The organism is Flexivirga lutea (genome assembly GCF_054778955.1).
Genome location: NZ_BAAGZB010000002.1, coordinates 1,074,691 through 1,093,727 on the forward strand (window position 1 = coordinate 1,074,691; position 19,037 = coordinate 1,093,727).

14 protein-coding genes are annotated in these 19,037 nt (G+C 70.2%); 10 read left to right on the forward strand and 4 right to left on the reverse strand.

Annotated features, from left to right (window positions below; translation table 11 throughout):
* Positions 1 to 127: 127 nt before the first annotated feature.
* Positions 128 to 979, forward strand: coding sequence for a GNAT family N-acetyltransferase (locus ACYVBN_RS11565; RefSeq protein ID WP_460600642.1), 852 nt, complete (start codon positions 128 to 130; stop codon positions 977 to 979).
* Here the strand turns inward: ACYVBN_RS11565 and ACYVBN_RS11570 are convergent.
* Positions 966 to 2,087: a P1 family peptidase gene (locus ACYVBN_RS11570; RefSeq protein ID WP_460600643.1), complete on the reverse strand. Its 1,122-nt coding sequence runs from the start codon at positions 2,085 to 2,087 to the stop codon at positions 966 to 968. The genes ACYVBN_RS11565 and ACYVBN_RS11570 overlap by 14 nt on opposite strands.
* Before the next feature lie 85 nt (positions 2,088 to 2,172).
* On the opposite strand from ACYVBN_RS11570, the gene ACYVBN_RS11575 reads away from it, so the two are divergent.
* Together ACYVBN_RS11575 and ACYVBN_RS11580 are read left to right on the forward strand one after the other, a co-directional pair.
* A complete protein-coding gene (locus tag ACYVBN_RS11575; protein WP_460600644.1) occupies positions 2,173 to 3,519 on the forward strand; it encodes a cytochrome P450 in 1,347 nt (448 codons plus the stop codon).
* Positions 3,520 to 3,540: 21 nt separating this feature from the next.
* Positions 3,541 to 4,545 carry an aldo/keto reductase family protein gene (locus ACYVBN_RS11580; RefSeq protein ID WP_460600645.1) on the forward strand — a complete coding sequence of 335 codons (1,005 nt, stop codon included), beginning with the start codon at positions 3,541 to 3,543 and terminating at the stop codon, positions 4,543 to 4,545.
* Between the two features lie 168 nt (positions 4,546 to 4,713).
* Here the strand turns inward: ACYVBN_RS11580 and ACYVBN_RS11585 are convergent, their stop codons facing one another.
* The gene (locus ACYVBN_RS11585) at positions 4,714 to 5,658 is read right to left on the reverse strand and encodes a pirin family protein (protein ID WP_460600646.1); all 945 of its coding nucleotides are present in this window, start codon (positions 5,656 to 5,658) and stop codon (positions 4,714 to 4,716) included.
* A gap of 60 nt (positions 5,659 to 5,718) precedes the next feature.
* Between ACYVBN_RS11585 and ACYVBN_RS11590 the strand changes: the two genes are divergently transcribed.
* From ACYVBN_RS11590 to ACYVBN_RS11615, 6 genes are all read left to right on the forward strand, one after another.
* On the forward strand, positions 5,719 to 6,186 hold the full coding sequence (locus ACYVBN_RS11590) for a MarR family winged helix-turn-helix transcriptional regulator (RefSeq protein ID WP_460600647.1): 468 nt from the start codon (positions 5,719 to 5,721) through the stop codon (positions 6,184 to 6,186).
* Between the two features lie 54 nt (positions 6,187 to 6,240).
* Complete coding sequence (locus ACYVBN_RS11595) at positions 6,241 to 7,173, forward strand: pirin family protein (protein ID WP_460600648.1); 933 nt, start codon at positions 6,241 to 6,243, stop codon at positions 7,171 to 7,173.
* A 205-nt stretch (positions 7,174 to 7,378) separates the two neighbouring features.
* Entirely contained in the window at positions 7,379 to 8,836 is a 1,458-nt protein-coding gene (locus ACYVBN_RS11600; protein WP_460600649.1) for a cytochrome ubiquinol oxidase subunit I, read from the forward strand.
* Positions 8,837 to 8,846: 10 nt separating this feature from the next.
* Complete coding sequence (gene cydB / locus ACYVBN_RS11605; protein ID WP_460600650.1) at positions 8,847 to 9,899, forward strand: cytochrome d ubiquinol oxidase subunit II; 1,053 nt, start codon at positions 8,847 to 8,849, stop codon at positions 9,897 to 9,899.
* Positions 9,899 to 13,249: a thiol reductant ABC exporter subunit CydC gene (cydC, locus tag ACYVBN_RS11610; protein WP_460600651.1), complete on the forward strand. Its 3,351-nt coding sequence runs from the start codon at positions 9,899 to 9,901 to the stop codon at positions 13,247 to 13,249. The genes cydB and cydC overlap by 1 nt, the downstream gene beginning before the upstream one ends.
* The gene (locus ACYVBN_RS11615; protein ID WP_440283415.1) at positions 13,243 to 13,635 is read left to right on the forward strand and encodes a BlaI/MecI/CopY family transcriptional regulator; all 393 of its coding nucleotides are present in this window, start codon (positions 13,243 to 13,245) and stop codon (positions 13,633 to 13,635) included. The genes cydC and ACYVBN_RS11615 overlap by 7 nt, the downstream gene beginning before the upstream one ends.
* 9 nt (positions 13,636 to 13,644) lie before the next feature.
* On the opposite strand, the gene ACYVBN_RS11620 is transcribed toward ACYVBN_RS11615, so the two are convergent.
* Both ACYVBN_RS11620 and ACYVBN_RS11625 read right to left on the reverse strand, forming a co-directional pair.
* On the reverse strand, positions 13,645 to 14,526 hold the full coding sequence (locus tag ACYVBN_RS11620) for a M56 family metallopeptidase (protein WP_460600652.1): 882 nt from the start codon (positions 14,524 to 14,526) through the stop codon (positions 13,645 to 13,647).
* 3 nt (positions 14,527 to 14,529) lie between these two features.
* Positions 14,530 to 16,890, reverse strand: coding sequence for a hypothetical protein (locus tag ACYVBN_RS11625; protein ID WP_460600653.1), 2,361 nt, complete (start codon positions 16,888 to 16,890; stop codon positions 14,530 to 14,532).
* A 302-nt stretch (positions 16,891 to 17,192) separates the two neighbouring features.
* Here ACYVBN_RS11625 and ACYVBN_RS11630 point away from each other — a divergent pair, with 302 nt between their 5' ends.
* Positions 17,193 to 18,641 carry a UDP-N-acetylmuramoyl-L-alanyl-D-glutamate--2,6-diaminopimelate ligase gene (locus tag ACYVBN_RS11630; protein WP_460600654.1) on the forward strand — a complete coding sequence of 483 codons (1,449 nt, stop codon included), beginning with the start codon at positions 17,193 to 17,195 and terminating at the stop codon, positions 18,639 to 18,641.
* The last annotated feature ends 396 nt before the right edge of the window (positions 18,642 to 19,037 follow it).

Below are 19,037 nucleotides of genomic sequence, written 5' to 3' on the forward strand. Positions count from 1 at the left end.
CGGCTTGCTACGGGACCAGCTTGCGGGCGCCGCAACGGGCGCACAACGATTCGACGGGAGCCGAATCCATCTCGACAGCGCCCGAACTCGGTGGCCGCGGCCGCCTGGCACTGCCAGGATCGGCGGCATGAGCGACACGACCCCATGGCAGGTGCGCACGTTGACCGACCCCCGCGAGGCGATCTCCTGTGCGCAGCAGCTCGTGGCGACGGATCCGGTGGCCTACTCGGTGTTCTCGACCGTCACCGGATCACTGCTGGCCGAGCCGAGCCGGTATGTCGAGCCGCGCTGGTATGCCGTCGAGGACGAGCACGGCGCCGCTGCGCTGGTCGCGATGCTGACCGCACCGCAGCCGTTGCACCTGCCGACCGACCTGCCGGGCGCGGTGCCCGCCCTGGCGGACCATCTGCGCGCCTGCGGTGCACCGGTTTCGGGAGTCAATGGCCCACGGGACGCGGCGCTCGACTTCGCCGACGCCTATCTCGAGCCCACGGGTGGACGCATCATCGGGCGGGAGGGCATCGGCGTCTACGACTTGCCGGTGCCGGCGCAACTGCGGTGGGCGGTCGACGGCGATCACGTCATCGCCGACGAGTCGCAGCTGCCGCTCCTCACCGGCTGGGTGCGCGACTTCCTGGTCGAGATCGGAGACCGCGAGATCAACGCCGAGGCCACGGCCCGGCGGCAGATCGCCGTGGGCAACGTCAGCCTCTGGCAGGTCGCCGGCCGTCCGGTCGCGATGTGCTGGGCAAGCGCGCCATACGGCGGCGTCGTGCGGGTGTCCGGTGTGTACACCCCGCGGGCCGAGCGCGGTCACGGCTACGCCAGCGCGGTGGTGGCTGCGGCGAGCCGGCGCGAGCAGGAGCGGGGACACACCTGCATGCTCTACACCCAGCTGGCCAATCCGACCTCCAACAAGATCTACCGGGCGCTCGGCTATCGGCACCTCGGTGACGACCTGCGGCTCAGCTTCGCGTGAGCACCCCTGCGGCGGCGCACTTCTCGAGGACGAAGTCCAGCGGCACGGCGTGCATGACGTGGTCGTGGAACCCCTCCGTCGTCGTGGCCAGGAAGAGCGAGTCCAGCACCGCCTCGGCGACGGCCTCCTGGACTGCGAAGAAGACCGGGTTGAGCGCGTTGTCGGGGATGCCGCGCGACCGCCCGGTGTCGAAGGCGATCGCGTAATCGCCGCTGCCCTGGGCGAAGTCGGATCCGGCGTGCGCCATACCGAAGACCGCACGGGTGGCGACCCGGGTCAGCTGACGGGCGTCGAGGCCGGCGTCCACGGCAACCACGAGCATGCACGAATTGCCCTGCGGCTCTTCATCATCAGCTGGTCGAGTGCCGGGGGAGCGCAGCGGAGGAGGTGTGTCGAGACCAGGTGTGTCGAGACCAAGCGCTTCCCGTGGAGTGATCGGTATGCCGCGCACGGTGAGCGTGCCGGAGAAATTCGTCTGCGCGAGCACGCCGACGGTGCAGCTGCCGTGTGCACCGAGATCGACCACCCGTGACGAGCTGCCGATCCCGCCCTTGAAGCCCAGGGCCGCAGTGCCCGTGCCGGCACCGACACAGCCCTGCTCCACCGGCTCCGCCGTCGCATCGGCCAGGGCCTGCAGGACGTGTGCCTCGGTCACCGGGCGGCTGCGGATGTCGGACAGATGACCGTCATTGGTCTCGCCGACCACCGGGTTGAGCGACTCGACCTGCTCGTTGCCCGGTGTGGCCAGCACGTAGGAGACGAGGGCGTCGGCCACCCGGAAGGCGGACAGCGTGCCGGTCAGCAGGATTGGCGTCTCGATCTCGCCGAGCTCGGCCAATTGCGTTGCGCCGACGAGTTTTCCGTAACCGTTGCCGACGAAGAGTCCGGCCGGCAGTCTCCCACCGGCCACATCCACCGCATCCGGCACGATTGCGGTGACACCGGTGTGCAGCCGGGTGCCCTCGCGGATCGTCACCTGGCCCACGCGCACGCCCGGAACGTCGGTGATGGAGTTCGCCGGGCCCGGCCTCCCGGTCCCGGGCGCGACGCCCAGCTCCCGTGCACGGACCCGTCGGGAAGCTGCGACAGAGCACTCCTGGAGCGGCATGGCTTCACCGTAGACGGTGGCGCCCCGGCGCGTTCGGGCCTACTGTGAAGTAGGCCACTACACCTGTCGTAACGCGGAGGCGTTGATGAACTCAGCAGACGCGCTCAAACGCGCCGTGCGCTGGGGCCTCGGGCACGGTCTGCCCGGCGGTCTCATGCGGATCGCCGCGCGCCGGGGCGATCTCCAGGGCCGGATGTCCACCCAGGCCGAGAGGGTCAGCACGCGTGATCTGGTGCCACTCATGGACGAGATCCGGGCCGCAGGCACCATGGCGCGCTGGCGCCTCGGACACATCACCGTGGATCATGAAGCCGTGCGGGAGACGTTGAGCAGCAACGATGTTCACGCCGGGTTCATCTTCGAGGACGGCACCCTGCTCGGCAAGCTCGGGAGGTGGGCGAAGCGGGACGGCGTCAATCCGGTCGAGTCGCCCTCACTGCTCGCGGTCGAGCCGCCGGACCACACCCGCTACCGCAGACTGGTCACGCGTGTCTTCACCGCGCGCGCCGTGGAGAAGCTGCGGGTGCGCACCGAGCAGATCGCCTCGGACCTGCTGGACCAGCTCCCCGCGGACCGGCCCGTCGACCTGGTCGAGTCCTACTGCTCGCGCCTGCCGGTCGAGGTGATCTCGGAGATCCTCGGGGTGCCGCAACGGGACCGCGACCTGGTGCTCCGGCTCGGCGGCGGCGCGGCACCCAGCCTCGACATGGGCCTCAGCTGGCGGGACTTCCGCGAGGTCGAGAGCTCGCTCGACGAGTTCGATGCGTGGCTCGGCGAGCATCTTGCCCACCTCCGCAGGCATCCCGGCGACGACCTGTTCAGCCAGCTCGTGCAGGCCGGCGATGAGGGCGGACAGCTGAACGAACGTGAGCTCAAGGCCACCGCTGGCCTCGTCCTCGCCGCAGGGTTCGAGACCACCGTCAATCTGCTGGGCAACGGGATCCGGCTGCTCGACGAGCACCCGGAGCAGTTGCGGCTGCTGCGCGCGGAACCGGACCGGTGGGCCAATGCGGTCGAGGAGATTCTGCGCTTCGACCCGCCGGTGCTGCTCACCGGCCGACAGGTCAGCCGCGACATCGAGATCACCGGTCAGCGGCTGAAGGAGGCCGAGCTCGTCATCACCGTGCTGGCCGGCGCCAATCGTGACCCGAAAGTTTTCGAGGATCCGGACCGGTTCGACATACAGCGGGCGAACGCCCGTGATCACCTGTCGTTCTCGGCCGGGCGTCACTACTGCCTCGGAGCGGCACTGGCCCGGATGGAGGGTGAGGTCGGGCTGCGCGCGCTTTACGACCGCTTCGGTGGCGTCGAGCTGTTGCCCGGAGCCGAGCGCCGGTCGACCCGCATCCTGCGAGGCTGGGCCAACCTGCCGGCGCGCCTCACGCTCGCCGACCGCACCGAGCTGACCGACGTCGTGAGCGCCGCCTCCTGACACCGACGTACGGTGGGAGCCATGGAGTTTCGCTACCTCGGCAATTCAGGCCTGAAGATCTCGGAGATCACCTACGGCAACTGGCTCACCCACGGGTCCCAGGTCGAGAACGACGCGGCGCTGGCCTGCGTGCGCGCCGCACTCGAAGCGGGCATCACCACCTTCGACACCGCTGACGTCTACGCCAACACCGCGGCCGAGACCGTGCTGGGCGAGGCGCTCAAGGGTGAGCGCCGGGAGAGCCTGGAGATCTTCACCAAGGTCTACTTCCCGACCGGCCCCAAGGGACACAACGACACCGGCCTGTCGCGCAAGCACATCACCGAGTCGATCAACGGCTCCCTCCAGCGGCTCGGCACCGATTACGTCGACCTCTACCAGGCGCACCGCTACGACTACGAGACGCCGCTGGAAGAGACGATGCAGGCGTTCGCCGACCTCGTCCGGCAGGGCAAGGTCCTGTATGTCGGCGTCAGCGAGTGGACCTCGCAGCAACTGCGCGAGGGACACAAGCTGGCCGACGAACTCGGGTTCCAGCTGATCTCGAACCAGCCGCAGTACTCGATGCTGTGGCGGGTCATCGAGGAGGAAGTGGTGCCCACCTCGCAGGAGCTGGGCATCTCGCAGATCGTCTGGTCGCCGGTCGCGCAGGGCATTTTGACCGGGAAGTACAAGCCCGGCCAGCAGCCTCCCGCCGGCAGCCGCGCCACCGACGAGAAGGGCGGCGCGGACATGATTTCGCGCTTCCTCAACGACGAAACTCTCACCGGTGTGCAGAAACTCGCGCCGATCGCCGACGACCTCGGACTGTCCATGGCGCAGCTCGCGGTGGCCTGGGTGCTGCAGAACGACAATGTCGCCAGTGCGCTGATCGGCGCCTCGCGCCCCGAGCAGGTCACCGAGAACGTCAAGGCGTCCGGTGTCCGCCTCGACGCCGACGTGCTGTCTCGGATCGACGACGCCATCGGTGACCTCGCCCAGCGTGACGCGTCGCTGACGGTGTCGCCGGAGACGCGCATCGTCTGAGCCTGCTCGGCCGGGCAGTCTGGTCGGCCGGGCAGTTTCGTCGGCCGGGCAGTCTCGTCGGTCGAGTAGCGAGGAACGAGCGTATCGAGACCACGAGACCACGAGACCACGTGCGTGGTCTCGATACGGCCTCGGCTAACGCCTCGGCCTACTCGACCGACGCGGCGATTACTCGACCGACGTGGGGCGCGGTGTGCGCGGCTTCAGTCGCACCGGCGGCAGGTCGGGCGCCGGGATGCGGTCGATCGGGCCGACATAGCCCTCGACCCGACCGAATCGCCCTGAGTCCGCTTGCCACTCGTCGCGCGCGGCGACGATCTCCTCGTGGCTGCGCGCGATGAAGTTCCACCACATCAGCAACTCCTCGTCCAGCGGGGCACCGCCGATGAGGATCGCGCGCGCGGCGGTGTCGCCGGTCATGAAGCGGATGAACTCGCGACCGGGATCGACCAGGCCGAGCTCGGACTCCGCGAGGGCCAGGGCTTCCTCCTCCGTGGCGTCGCCGGGCGCGATGGTGAGCCGGCCCTCGTCGAGCAGCACCGCATGCTCGAAGCCCGGCTCGACGGTGATGTCGACGGCCGTGCCCGGCCCGAGCACCAACTCCGCGGCGACCAGCGGGCTGAAGGTGCGCACCGGTGACGAGGCACCTTCCAACTCGCCGACGAAGACCCGTGCGGTGGCCGCACCGGACATCACCGACAAATCGGTGAGCGTCGTCGCGAAATGGTCGAAAGCATTGCTGCCCGACCGATCCGCGTCCGGCTGGGCGACCCACAACTGCACCCCGCGCAGACCGGCCGACGTGGACACCTCCGAGTGGCTGATGCCGTGACCGGCCGTCATCAGGTTGACCTCGCCCGGCCGCACCAACTGGACATTGCCCGCGCTGTCGCGGTGCTCCACCTCGCCGTCGAAGAGCCAGGTCACCGTCTGCAAGCCGCAGTGCGGGTGCGGTGCGACATCCATGCGGCTGCTCGACGGCTTGAAGTGATCGACGAAGCACCAGGCGCCCACCAGTGTGCGATCGCGGTGCGGCAGCGTGCGCTGGACCTGCATGGCCCGCAGGCCGCCCAGGGGCACCTCACGAGGCTCCAGGCGGTGAAGGGTGGTCACGCCGTACACCCTAACTTCACGCATCCGGCCACCCCTCGGATGTGAAGTTAGGCTGGCCCGGTGGCCGCTTCCCGCGTGCGCATGTGGCGCTCCTACTTCGAATCCAGCGTCCTGCTGCAGCGCGCCCTGGACGATCGGCTGCGCGACGCCGCGGACCTCAGCCTCGTCGAGTACAACATCCTGTTGCTACTGGCCGAGACGCCCGACGGGCTGCGGATGGGCGACCTGGCACGGGCAATGGTGTTCTCCAGCAGTCGGCTCACCTATCAGATCGGCGTGCTCGAGCGCCGTGGGTTGGTATGCCGCGAGCGTGACGCGGCGGACGCGCGCGTCATACGGGCCTGTCTGACGGACGCCGGACGGGAGGCCTTCGACCGCGCCGGGCGCTCACATCTGACGGCGGTGCGCGAACTGTTCGTCGACGACCTGAGCGCCGACGAGGTCGCAACGCTCGACGTGGTCTTCAGCCGGCTCACCGCGCGGCTGCGCGACCCGGAAGCACTCCGGAATAATTCAAATCTGAAGTAAGTTGGTACCGGCATGCCTGCTGTCACAGTGTCGAACATCCTGACCCTTCCGCGCGTGTCCACTCCCGCACCGGGTGCCCGATCGCGGGCGGTGAAGTCGCTGACCACCGCCCCGCAGGGGTTCGAGGGTGAGGGCTTCCCGGTGCGTCGTGCGTTCGCCGGGGTGTCGATGGCGGATCTGGATCCGTTCATCCACATGGACCAGATGGGTGAGGTCGAATATGCGCCAGGGGAGCCGAAGGGCACTCCGTGGCACCCCCACCGCGGCTTCGAGACCGTCACCTACATCATCGACGGGGTCTTCGAGCACCAGGACAGCAACGGCGGCGGTGGCCGGATCACCGACGGCGACACACAGTGGATGACCGCCGGATCCGGTCTGCTGCACATCGAGAAGCCACCGGAGTCGCTGGTGGTGTCCGGCGGGCTCTTCCACGGCTTGCAGCTGTGGGTCAACCTGCCGAGCACGATGAAGATGAGCGACCCGCGCTACCAGGACATCCGTGCCCGGGAGGTCGGGCTGCTCTCCAGCCCGGACGGCGGCGCGCTGCTGCGCGTCATCGCCGGCGAGGTGGAGGGGCACACGGGCCCGGGCATCACCCACACCCCGATCTCCGTCGTGCACGCGACGGTCGCGCCGGGCGCCCGCGTCCAGTTGCCGTGGCGCACCGACTTCAACGCGCTGGTCTACGCGCTTGCCGGTCGCGGCTCGGTGGGCGCCGAGCGGCGCCCGATCGAGATGGGTCAGCTGGCCGTCTTCGGGCCCGGTGACGTCATCGAGGTCGCGGCGGATGACAACCAGGAGTCGCGCAGCCCGAGCCTGGAGCTCTACATCATGGGCGGCCGGCCCCTTCGCGAACCTGTCGCGGCATACGGCCCGTTCGTGATGAACACTCGCGAGGAACTGATCGCTGCGTTCGAGGACTTCCAGGCCGGACGCCTCGGCACCGTGCCGGCCGAACCGCACCCCGGCCACGAGGTCCTCTGAGCCCGCCTCCGGGCACCTCCGGCACCGACCGGACAACAACAGATCGAGCGGACACGAAAATCTCTGCTGTATGGCGCGATTTTCGTGTCCGCTCGGTGCGTTGTGTGTCCGCTCGGTGAAGTGACGTCTGGGGCGTTGCGCTGATTACTACGTGGCGTAGTAACGTTGGCTACGACAATACGTAGTAGACAACGGAGGAGATGGCGTGGACGCCCTCGATCTGGCGCGGTGGCAGTTCGCCATCACGACGGTCTACCACTTCCTGTTCGTGCCGATCACGATCGGCCTGTCGGCGATCGTCGCGGGATTCCACACCTGGTACCTGCGCCGGCGCGATCCCCAGTTGCTGCGCCTCGCCAAGTTCTTCGGCAAGCTCTTCACCATCAACTTCGCCCTCGGCCTGGTCACCGGCATCGTGCAGGAGTTCCAGTTCGGGATGAACTGGTCGGACTACAGCAAGTTCGTCGGCGACATCTTCGGTGCGCCGCTGGCCTTCGAGGCGTTGCTGGCCTTCTTCCTCGAATCCACCTTCCTGGGCCTGTGGATCTTCGGTTGGGGGCGCGTCCCGGAGAAGATCCACGGCGCCTGCATGTGGGTCGTGCACATCGGCACGGTGCTGTCGGCATACTTCATCCTGGCCGCCAACTCCTTCATGCAGCACCCCGTGGGCTACAGGTACAACCCGGACACCGGCCGCGCTGAGCTGACCGACTTCATCGCCGTACTGACCAACAAGGTGCAGCTGGTCACCTTCCCGCACGTCCTCGCCGCGGCATACCTCTGCGGTGGTGCGTTGGTCATGGGCGTCGGCCTGTGGTCGATGCGCACATCTTCTCCCCACCACCGGCAGGACACGCAGATGTACCGGAAGGCGGCCCGGGTCGGCGCCATCGTCACCCTCGTCGCCGGCATCGGGGTCGCCATCACCGGCGACACCCAGGGCAAGGTGATGACCGAGGTGCAGCCGATGAAAATGGCTGCGGCAGAAGCGCTGTACACCACCCGGGACAGCTGTGCGGAGTTCTCGATCTTCACCGTCGGCTCGCTGGACGGTGAGCACGAGAAGTATGCGATCACGGTGCCGTGCGTGCTCAGCTTCCTGGGCACCGGGTCCTTCGACGGGAAGGTCCAGGGGATCAACGACCTGAAGCGGGAGTTGCCGCGGCAGATCGCGGCGGCGGCCGCGCAGCGCGGCGAACCGGCCCGGTACGTGCAACCGGCCGACGCCGTCTTCACTCCGAACATCCCGCTCGCCTACTGGTCCTTCCGGTTGATGATCGGCATCGGGATGCTGGCCTCCGCGATCTCGATCGTCGTGCTCTGGCTGACCCGCAAGGGGCGCTCCGACCTACCGCGGTGGCTGGTACTGGCCGGCATCGTCGCGCCGCTGCTTCCGGTGCTGGGCAACAGTTTCGGGTGGATCTTCACCGAGACGGGGCGGCAGCCGTGGCTGGTGTATGGCGTCATGACCACCTCCTCCGGCGTCTCGCCGACGGTCAGCACCGCATCGGTGATCACCTCGATGGTCGTCTTCACCGTCCTGTATGCCGGCCTCGCGGTCGTCGAGGTGAGGTTGATGCTCGACTACATCCGGCGCGGTGCCGACGCCTACCGACCCACCGAACCGGCCGCGGACGACAAGCCGCTGGCGTTCTCGTACTGAGGAATTCGCGATGTCTTTGGAAACCTTCTGGTTCATCCTCATCGGGCTGCTCTGGGCGGGCTACCTGATCCTCGAGGGCTTCGACTTCGGCGTCGGCATGCTGCTGGCGATCATCGGCCGGGGCCGCGACAAGGGCGAGACCAACACCCGGCGCCGGCTCATGCTGACCACCATCGGCCCCTTCTGGGACGGCAACGAAGTGTGGCTGATCACTGCGGGCGGTGCCATGTTCGCGGCGTTCCCGGCCTGGTACGCCACCATGTTCAGTGGCTTCTACCTGGCCATGCTGCTGGTCCTGGTCGCGCTGATCCTGCGCAACATGGGACTGGACTACCGCTACAAACGGGACAGCGACCGCTGGCGCGCCGGCTGGGACGCCGCCATCATCGCCGGATCGGTGCTGCCGCCGCTGTTGGTCGGCATCGCGCTGACCAACCTCATCCACGGTGTGCCGGTCGACAGCAGTGGCAACTTCACCGGTGACTTCCTGACCCTGCTGGGGCCGATGAGCCTGCTCGGTGGCGTCACCTTCGTGGCACTCTCATTGGTCCACGGCGCGTTCTTCCTCGCGCTCAAGACCGCCGGCTCCATCGGGGAGGACGCCCGCCGGGTGGCGCGCCGATCCGCGCCGGTGGCAGCGGTTCTCGCGGTCGCGCTGCTGGTCTGGGTCAACGTGCACACCGGCACCGTATGGTCCTGGCTGGTGTCCTCGATCGGCCTGCTGGCCTTCGTGGGCGCCCTGGCCGCCGACCGTATCGGGCGGGACGGACTGGCGTTCAGCGGGACGTTCCTGACCATCGGCGCGTCGGTCGCGGCATACTTCCTGGCGGCATACCCCGACGTGATGCCGAGCACCACCTCGGCGGCATACAGCCTGACGGTGCACAATGCGGCAAGCTCGCATCTGACTCTGCAGATCATGACCGGCGCGGCGGTCGTCTTCACGCCGATCATGCTGCTCTACACCGCATGGAACTACTGGGTCTTCCGCAAGCGGATCCACACCGATCACCTTGCCCCGCAGACCGATCCGCTCGCCGAGGTGCAGGTCGGGACCCACTGATGCGACCCTTCGATGCACGGCTGCTGCGTGCCGAGCCACGCGTGCGGCGGCCCCTCGCGGCACTCGGCGCCATCGGTGTGCTGCAGGGCGGCCTGGCGACCGGCCAGGCGCTGGCCGTTGCGACGCTCGTCGTGGCGGTCGTCCGGGAACGCCCCCTGCTGGGCCCTTCGGTGTTCGTGATGTCCGTCTTCGGGTTGCGGGCGCTGCTCGCGGCCACCTCCGAACGCGTTGCGGCCTGGGCGGGTTCGTATGTCGCCGCACTGCTGCGCCGGCGCGCGATCGACACCTGGTCCCGCCGGACCATCGACGCCCGGCCGGGAGAGACGGTCATGCTCACCCGCGCCACGCAGGGCGCCGAGGCCGTCGAGCCGTATGTCGCCCGCTACCTGCCCGCCCTGGTCAGCGCCGCGGTCGTACCGGCCTTCGCGCTGCTGGCACTGGCGTGGACCGACTGGATCAGCGCGCTCATCGTGCTGCTGACGCTGCCGTTGCTGCCGCTCTTCGCCGCCCTCATCGGCATGCACACCCGTGATCAGACCGCCGCACGGTGGCGTGAGACCGACCGGTTGACAGGCCATTTCCTCGATGTGATGCGCGGCCTGCCCACGCTGGTGAACTATCAGCGGGCCGAGCACCAGGTGGGCCTGGTGCGGGCCGTGGGGCAACGCTGGCGGACGGCGACGGTGCGGACCCTGCGCACCGCCTTCCTCAGCTCCGCCGCGCTGGAACTGCTCGCCACGATCTCGGTGGCGATCGTCGCGGTGGCGGTGGGACTGCGGCTGGTCAGCGGTGGGATGCAGCTGGAGGTGGGCCTGGTCGCCATACTCCTGGCGCCGGAGGCGTATTGGCCGATCCGCCGGGTGGGCCAGGAGTTCCACGCGGCCGCCGACGGTGCGCAGGCGATCGACGAGCTGCTGGCCGGCGAATCAGACGGCGTACCAGGGTATTCGGCGACCGGTGCCCGGCTGCGTGCCACCGGGCTGGGTTACCGCTACCCGGGTGCGCGGGCGCCGGCGGTGCACGATCTCGACCTGGAATGCCGTGCCGGGCTGACCGCACTGACCGGTCCGTCGGGCTGCGGCAAGACCACTGTGCTGGACCTGCTGGCCGGGCTGCGCACCCCGACGACGGGCACTGTCGAGCGCCCGGCGGTGCACTACGTCACCCAGCGACCCTTCGTCGTGCCCGGGACCATCGGCGAGAACATCGCACTGGCAACCGAACTGCCGGACGGAGACGCATGGTTGCCCGAACCGTTGCGCCGACTGCCCGCCGGTCTGGAGACCGTGGTCGGCGATGACGGGTTCGGACTCTCGGCCGGACAACGGGCGTTGCTCGCCCTCACCCGTGCCCAGCTCTCCGACGCTCCCGTGGTGCTGTTGGACGAACCCACCGCGCACCTGGACTCGGACATGCAGCAGCACGCCGAGGCGATGATCAAGGACCTCTCGCGCACCCGGACAGTTGTCGTCGCCACCCACAGCGCGAGCCTGATCGCCTTGGCGGACAACGTGGTCCAGTTCCGTGGCGATCGTGGAACGGCGGAGCGGCACGGTATCCGTGAGGTGTGCGGGGGAGCGCAGCCGGCCAGGCCCCCCGCGGCTCACCGCCCCTCGGTGACCGCGCCCCGTAGGGGCCGAGGAACGACCCAGGAGCCTCTCGAGGTGCCCGCGTCCCGGGTTCGTGGCGACTCGGTATGGCGCCCGGCGCCCGGCGTGTTGCGCGCCGCGACGGTCGGCGCCCTGGCCTCCACCTGCGGTGTCGCGCTGACGGCCACCTCGGGATGGCTGATCGTCCAGGCGAGCACCCGGCCGCCGGTGCTCACCCTGATGGTCGCCATCGTCTGCGTCCGCGCCTTCGGCATCGGCCGGCCGGTGCTGCGGTATGTCGAGCGGATCCGGTCGCACGATGCGGCGCTCGGTGACCTGGTGGAGCGCCGTGCGACGCTCTTCACCCGGCTCATTCCGCTCACGCCGGCCCGGCTGGGACGCCATCGTCGATCGGACGTGCTCACCGCGGCCGTCCACGACCTGGACGACGAGGTCGATGTGCAGGTGCGTGCGTTGGTGCCGTTGCTCGGCATCGCCTCGACGGCGGTGCTCACGCTCGGCGTGGTCACCGCACTGCACCCCGCCAGCGGGCTGGTGCTGGCCGCGGTGCTGGTCCTCGCGTGCCTGGTCGGTGCGTGGGAGTACCGGATCGAACGCGACGCTCAGCGCCATACCCTGCGGGCGCGGGGCGCCGTCAACGACGCAGCACAGCTGCTGGTCACCCATCTCGCTGCGGCGCAGTCGATCTCGGCTGTCCCGTCGCTCATCGGCCGCCTGGATCGCGCCGCTCGTGACGGCATCCGCGCCGCGGGCCGGCACGCGCGCGGCCGAGCCGCCGGAGTCGCCACGACCACCGCACTCGCCGGCCTCGCGACGGTCGTCACCGCGGTGGTGGCACAAGGCGGCCTGACGCACGGGCAGGTGAGCGCACCCGTCGCCGCGCTGCTGGTCCTCGGCCCGCTCGCGCTGACCGACGTGCTCGCGGGCGTGCCCGACGCGGTCGGTGCCGCCGCCCGAGGCAGCGTGGCGCACGGCCGACTGCGCCGGCTCACCCACCAGCCACCGGCCGTGCGCGACGTCGCGTCCGTGGCCGCGCCCCGGACCGCGCCCGACGGTGCGCGCCGGCCCGACATCCGACTGCGCGACGTGCGCGCATCCTGGACGGGCGACTCCACGGACCTCGCCGTGGCCGACCTGCGCATCGCCGCCGGGGAGCGCGTCGGCGTCAGCGGGGTCAACGGTGCCGGCAAGTCCACCCTGCTCGCCGTGCTCGCCCGGCACCTCGACATCGCCTCCGGCAGCTACACATTCGGCGGTGCCGAGGTGCGCCATCGGAGGGTGGCGGAGCTGCGCGCGCAGCTCGCCGTCGTCGACGACGAACCGCACGTCTTCATCGGCACCGTCCGCGCCAACCTGCTGCTGGCCTGCCCGGACGCCGGTGACCGCGAGGTGGGCCGCGCCCTGGTCGCCGCGGGGCTGGGCCGGTGGCTGGCCGGGCTGCCGGACGGGCTGGAGACCGAACTGGGTGGCGGGCGGAGTCTCAGCGGCGGTGAACGCACCCGGTTGGCGATCGCCCGCGCCCTACTGTCCGCCCGGCCGGTGCTGTTGCTCGACGAACCGGTCGCGCACCTCGACTCGCCGACCGCACGCGCGGTCCTGCGCGACCTGCGGGCCGCGACCGAGGGTGCCACCGTCGTGGCCGTGTCGCATCAGGCGATCGCGGAGCTCGCGCCGGACCGTGAGTTCGCCATACAGCTGCCGGGAGCGGCGACGCGTGAGGATACGGTGTCGTCGTGGTGAGGCAGGGGCGGTCCGGGCTCGGTGACCTGGAAGGCGCGGTCATGGAGCAGCTGTGGGCGCTGCCCGAGGACGGCTGGTTGTCGGTCCGCGAAGTGCACGAACGGCTGGTCGACCGCGAGCTGGCCTACACCACCGTGATGACCGTGCTGGACCGGCTGGCCAAGAAGGACCTGGTCAGCCGGGAACGCGCCGGCCGTGCCTGGCGTTACCGCGCCGCCTCGACCCGCGACCAGCTGACCGCCGAGGTGCTGCGGTCGAGCCTGGCCCCGCTGCCGCCCGACGACCGCAAGGCTGCGCTGCTGCACTTCCTGGACAACGCCTCCGCCGAGGACCTGGACGTGCTGCGCGCCGGACTGGCCGAGGTCGAGAAGCGCCATACCGACTGACCGGACCGATCAGCCGACACCGAGCAGGGCGCCCCAGGCGATGACGCCGGTGCCCACGACGACGAGTCCGGCCACGGTGAGCACCACGACGAAAAGCCCGCGGTGCGAACGGTCGTCGGCCAACAGCTGCATCCTGCGCGCCGCCGGCGCTCCGGCCGCCCCGAGCGTCGCATCCGGGTGGCTGCCGCCGGCAAGCTGCACCAGCGCACGCGCCACGGCGACCCGTCCCACGGCACGGCAGGCAGCACGATCGGCCAGCAGCTCGATCAGCAGCCGCACCTCCTGCATGCCGCGGTCGCTGCGGATCACCTGCGGCACGGCCGTGTGCAGCACGGTGAAGAACTCCAGCACCAGGTCGTGCCGCAGTCGCAGATGTGCGCGTTCGTGGGCCAGGACGCCGGCGAGTTCGTCGCCCGGCAGCGCGTGGATAGTGCTGTCGGTCAACACCACCCGTCGTCGCCGGCCGGGGATGCAGTAGGCCGTCGGTGTCGGGTGCGCCAGCACGGTCACCGCCGCGTATGACGCCTCGTCCGACGGATCGCCGAGCAGGTCGACGAGTTCGGCGTGTTCGCGGCGGGCCGCGCGCAGATTGCGGCCGACCCGGTGCCCCTGCAGCAGCAGCCGGGCGATGACCAGCCCGGCGATCGCGAGTCCGACGACCAGCAGCGGCACATTGGCGGCGGGCGCCGGAATCTGCCGGCCGTCCCGGACGAACTGCAGAATCGCCAGCGGTGCCAGGCAGACCGAGGCGAAGATCGCGGACAGTGAGATCGCCTGCCAGAGCAGCAGTGCCGGGCCGGGCACGTGCTCCAGGACGGTCAGCCGGGGCAGCAACCGCGGCACCGGCCAGGTGAGCAGCACCGCGACCAGGAACAACGCCCCTGTCAGCACCGGCTAGCCCTTGAGCGGCACGGCATACAGCGTCGTGTCACTGCCGACCGACGCCACACAGTAGGCGACCTTGGCGGTGCCGCCGTGCGGCACGGTCACCTGGCCGCCCTGTTGCGTGGCCGGGCCGAGGGACGTGCCCTGAGCGGTCGCGGTCAGCACGTTGTCACCCGACTTGCTCCACGAGTTGTGTTGGGAGATGGCGATGGGTGACCACTGCGCGGTGATGACGTGGCTCTTGCCGGTGCGCATGTCGATCCAGGCGTTGCCGGCGACCGCCCAGCTCTGGTCCGGGGCGAGCATGAAAGTGCTCGGGAACACCGCGGGTTTGATCGCTGCGGTGGTGATCCGCGGTCGCAGTGACGGCAGCGAGAACGCGCGCAGCCGGGAGGCCTGCGGATCGTCGTCGGGGACGAAGGCGGTGATCAGCTGGTCGGCCGTGGCGGCCACGAACGTGCCGGGTGTCGTGCCGGCCGGCGCCTTGAGCTTCTGGGGTGCGGGCGCCGTGGTGGGATCCGTGCTGAACCACACGGTGCCCTGCGAGTCGGTCGCGACGAGTGTCCCGTCGCCGAGCATCGCCACCGGGTTGGCGTTCTTGGGTAGCGCGCGCTGGGTCAGCCGGTCGCCATACAGGATGTAGGCGCTGCCGGTGTCCTCCGGCTTGGTGACGATGACGCCGCTGGTGGTCAGCGCCGAGCTCCACTTCGACTCCAGCGGCCACGTCTTGGGCTCGCCGCCGGAGAGGGGGTAGGCCATGATCTGCGACTGCGTGGTCAGCACGATCGTGTCGACACCGTCGATCGGGCACAGCGCCGGACCGTTGGACACCACCGCGTCGACCGGCAGGTCCGCCTTCCATTGCGACTTGCCGGTCTGCGGGTCCAGCGAGATCAGCTCGGTGCCGCCGGTCGTGTCGTTGTCGACGGTGCAGGCCATCTGCTTGTCGGTGACCACGAGCTGGGGCGCGACGTCGGACAGCTTGACCACCGACCACAGATAGCTCGACGGCAGTCCTGCCGGTGACCTGATGCCGTCGGGCAACGGGGTGCCGGCCACCGAGGGTGTCGGGCGGGTGGTCGGACCGTCGTTGCCCCGGAACGCGAAGAAGCCCGCGACAGCGGCCCCGGCGAGCACGACGGCTCCCGCGCCGCCGAGCAGCAGGCCGCGTCGTGACGGACCGTCCGGGCCGTGTTCCGGCGCGGGGTCCGGTCGGTCGGTCGTGCCGCGGCCGGCGGCCGGCTCGGCGCCGGGCCCAGCGGCCTCGAAACCACGGCCGCTGCCGGCCAGGGTGGTGGTCGTGGGTATGGGCCGGCCGAGGTCGTCGGTGAGCGCGGCGCCGCCGGGCGCCGGATGCTCGGTCGGCTGGTAGTCGTGCTCGGGGGCGTATGCCGGCTGCGGTTCCGGCTCGTCCGCAGGTATGAGGGCGTGGTCGGGCGTCTGGCCGGAGCCGTCGTGGAGGCCGGGGGAGGTGTGGTGGGAGGTGTCGACTGGGTCGTCGGACGAGTCGCCTGCTTCGTCTCGTGCTCGGTCGTCCCGGGCTCGGTCGTCGCGGGCTCGGTCGTCGCGGGCTCGGTCGTCGCGGGCCGGCTCGTCGCGGACCGGTTCGTCGTCCGCCGGCGCCGCCGGACGGAAGGCGTTGACCGGTCCGCTCGGCCGCTCGCCGGGGCGCTGCGATGCGGCCGGTTTCGCCGGCACCGGCGCGACGACCTGCGGTGTGCCGTCCGGAGTGAGCGCGACGTGCCAGACGCGGCCGCCCGGCGTGCGGCCCAGTGCCCGCACCGTCCGGCCAGGGGCATGCTCGTCGGCACGCCGACGTGCTTCACGCAACAGCTGGTCGTAGGGGTCCTCGCCCGACTCCAGTGGGACCTGCTCGCCGTCGACCAGGCCGACCAGCCGATCGCCCTGCTCCTGCAGCTCCACCACGTGAGCGACCTCGTCCGGCACGACGTCGGGTGGGGCGCCGTCCTGCTCGCTCGGGTTCTCCTCGCGGGGGGCCTCCGCGGGCGGGTTCTCTGCGGGCGGGTTCTCCGCGGGTGGGTTCTCCTCGGGCGGGTTCTCTGCGGGCGGGTTCTCCGCGGGTGGGTTCTCCTCGGGCGGCGGCACCTCCCACGCCTCGCCGTCCGGCCCGATCGCCAGGTGGAAGGCGGTGCCGTCGGGCGTCATACCCACCACGCGGATGGTGCGTCCGGGCTGCGTGCGATCGGCCCGCCGGCGCGCGGCGCGGATCAGTGCGCGGTGGACACCCAGGCCCGGCGGCACGGTCAGTCGCTCGTCGTCCAGCCAGGCGGTGGGTGCGCCGCTGGCGTCGTTCCGCACCCGCAGGACGAACGCCGGGCGCGGCGGGACGTCGGGTTGGTGCTCAGTCATGGCGCTTTCGAGTCGTCTTCGGAGGGTGCGTTCCGGCCGCGAGGTTACCGGCAGGTCAGGACATCCGGCCGGACGTTTCACGGTCGCTCAGAGTGAGTCTGACACGCCGCGCGCGTGCCTCGGACGGCGCGCCGGGGCCGAAATCTGTTCGTGACCTTCGGGCGGCCGGCGAACGGATCGATGCCGGTGTGTACCTGTGGCTAGGCGAAACACTAGAAAACCTTAGACAAGGGCATCGACGGTGCGGCTCGCCACTGACGCCCGGCGCCGGATGACGCGGTGGCGGCGGGTACGCTCCCACGGTGTCGTTGGACCAGGAAACCGTGGCGCGGGTGCTCGGCGTCGAGGTGCCGCCCCTCGAGGGGCCGATCGTCGCCGTGACCCATGACTCGCGCGCGGTCGTGCCCGGTGGGGCCTTCGTGGCGATCAACGGGTTCACCAGCCGCGGGGCCGACTTCGCGCCGCAGGCGATCGAGCGGGGCGCCGCCCTGGTGGTGGCCGAGCAGCCGATCGACGGGGTGCCGACGGCGGTGGTGCCCGACGACCGCGTCGCACTGGCCGCTCTGGCGACCGAACTCGCCGGCCACCCCTCGCACGAGCTGACCGTCTACGGCGTCACCGGCACCAACGGCAAGACCACCAGCTCCTACGTGCTGCACGCGATTCTCACCGGTGCCTACGGCGAGGCAGCGACCGGTCTGATGACCACCGCGGAGATCATCGTCGGCGCCGAGCACGAGACGGCGGTGCGCACCACCGGTGAGGCGACGCAGGTGCAGGCCACTCTCGCTCGGATGCGCGACGCCGGCCTGCAGCACGTCGTCCTGGAGACCAGCTCGCACGGCATACATCTGCATCGCGTCGACGGAACCCGTTATGCCGCAGCATTGTTCACCAACCTGACCCGTGACCATCTCGATCTGCACGGGACGATGGAGGACTACTACCGCACCAAGCGCAAGCTCTTCGAGTGGACCGGCGGCCCCAAGCTGACCAACGCCGACGACGAGTGGGGCGCACGGCTGGCCACGGAGATCGACGGCGTGCGGACGTTCGGCGTGGCGGACAGCGCCGACTACCGCATCCAGCACGAACGCCGCGACGGCGTCAGCACGGTTTTCGAGCTGGTGACGCCGGGACACGGCACGCTGACGCTGCACATCCCGTTGCTCGGCGACTACAACGTGCACAACGTCGCCGGGGCTGCCGGCATCGCCCTCGAGATGGGTATGGCGCCGGACGTGCTCATCCGCGCCGTGCGCGAGATGGGCCAGGTCCCCGGCCGGTTCGAGCGTGTACCGGCTGCCGTCGACCGTGGCCTAGAGGTCGTCGTCGACTACGCGCACACCGACATCGGCTTGCGTGCCGTCCTCGAAGTGGCCCGTGAGGTCGCCGGGGACGGCCGCCTGTTGTGTGTGTATGGCGCTGCCGGCGCACGCGACCGAGACAAGCGGCCGAAGATGGGGGCGGTCGCTTCCGAGCTGGCGGACGTCGCCATCATCACCACCGACGACGCCTACCACGAGGACCCGCAGGACATCGCCGACGAGGTGATGGCCGGTGCCGACGCCGCCAACACCACGATCGTGCTCGACCGACGCGCAGCCATCGACACTGCGCTGCGGCAGGCGCGCCCCGGCGATGTGGTCGTGGTGGCCGGCAAGGGCCACGAGCGGGTGCAGCATCTGGCCACCGGCGACGTACCGTTCCATGACGCCACCGTCGTGACGGAGCTGTTGACGTCCCGCTGATCCTCCCTGACGTCCGGTGACTTCCGCTGACGTCCGGTGACTCTCCCTGACGTCCGGTGACTTCCGCTGACGTCCGCCGCCCACGCCGTACCGAAGTCTCCCCAGGGTCGAGAAATGGCCGGGTATGCCGGCCGGCGGCGTACCGAAGTCTCCCCAGGGTCGGGTTCGGCACGGGTATGCCGGCCGGCGGCGTACCGAAGTCTCCCCAGGGTCGGGTCCGGCACGGGTAGACCGGCTGGCGGCGTACCGAAGTCTCCCCAGGGTCGGGTCCGGCACGGGTAGACCGGCTAGCGGCGTACCGAAGTCTCCCCAGGGTCGGGTTCGGTACGGGTAGACCGGCTAGCGGCGTACCGAAGTCTCCCCAGGGTCGGGTTCGGTACGGGTATGCCGGCCGGC